The 1,056-nt window shown below is 37.7% G+C and carries 2 protein-coding genes; one reads left to right on the forward strand and one right to left on the reverse strand.

Annotation, left to right across the window (positions count from 1 at the left end; genetic code table 11):
* Positions 1 to 417: 417 nt before the first annotated feature.
* A complete protein-coding gene (locus tag AB1414_21455; GenBank protein MEW6609978.1) occupies positions 418 to 567 on the reverse strand; it encodes a hypothetical protein in 150 nt (49 codons plus the stop codon).
* Positions 568 to 701: 134 nt separating this feature from the next.
* Here AB1414_21455 and AB1414_21460 point away from each other — a divergent pair, with 134 nt between their 5' ends.
* A complete protein-coding gene (locus tag AB1414_21460; GenBank protein ID MEW6609979.1) occupies positions 702 to 857 on the forward strand; it encodes a Trm112 family protein in 156 nt (51 codons plus the stop codon).
* Positions 858 to 1,056: the final 199 nt, after the last annotated feature.

Consider the following 1,056-nt stretch of genomic DNA (forward strand, 5'->3'; position numbering starts at 1 on the left):
TTGATGGTGGTTGGCAACAACGAACTCCGGCAATGGCTGCTGGTCTAACCGACCACGTTTGGAGTATAGAGGAATGGCTTACCTATCCGGTTAGAGGAAGTTAGCTAATTTCGGACACCACCCAATTTATACACAATGTAATTATTTTTTGACAACAGATGATAATATATTACAAAAGACTGGTTTGTTTCAAAAAATTAAAATTATTGATCCATTTAATTTGAAGGTTTTCGGATAAAAAGGTTCAAGGATTAAGGTGAAGGGAAAAGAGAAAGATAAGGAGTTATGAGGATTCAGAGGTATACCAAAAGTTGTGTGGATTGCATCTGGAGATATGTGAGCTCAGTTATACATTTCCAAAACACGAACTTTACGAGTTAGGATCGCAGTAACCGTTCAGCCACAGAGGCACAGAGTTCACAGAGAATTAGAGAAATTAACCACAAATGGATACGAATTAACCTCTGACATCCCATAAATGTAGTGCGAACCTTTAAGCTCGCCTTTTGGCTTGCCAGAAGCGAAGCTAACGGCTCGCACTACAAATCCTTTTGTATTTGTGTTCATTCGTGGTTATATATTCCCTCTGTGTTCTCTGTGACTCTGTGGCTATATCCCTGAACGATTACTTAAAAGTAAGTAATTGGTTAAATGGTAACTAATTATCATTCACCAGTTACCAAACTGTTGGAGGTAAAATGATGGATAAAGAATTATTAGATATTTTAGCCTGCCCAGTATGTAAAGGTGATATTATTTATGATGAGGTAAATCAGAAGTTAATCTGTAATGCCTGTGGACGCAAATACCCAATACGAGATGGAATTCCAGTGATGTTAGAGGAAGAGGCAGAATAGAGAAAGGTTGAGATTGAGATTAAGCTTAAGTGGAAGAAGTCAAAGGTTCAGCAGTAACTAATCACTTTTCCTCAACCTCAAAATAAAGGAGACATAAAATGGCCTGGTTTAGAAAACCTAAATATACCACTATTCCGGTTATACGGAAAAAAGCCGAAGTTCCTGAGGGATTATGGATAAAGTGTAAAGAATGTGGTGA

It is taken from the genome of bacterium, assembly GCA_040755795.1.
Lineage (GTDB): Bacteria > UBA9089 > CG2-30-40-21 > CG2-30-40-21 > SBAY01 > JBFLXS01.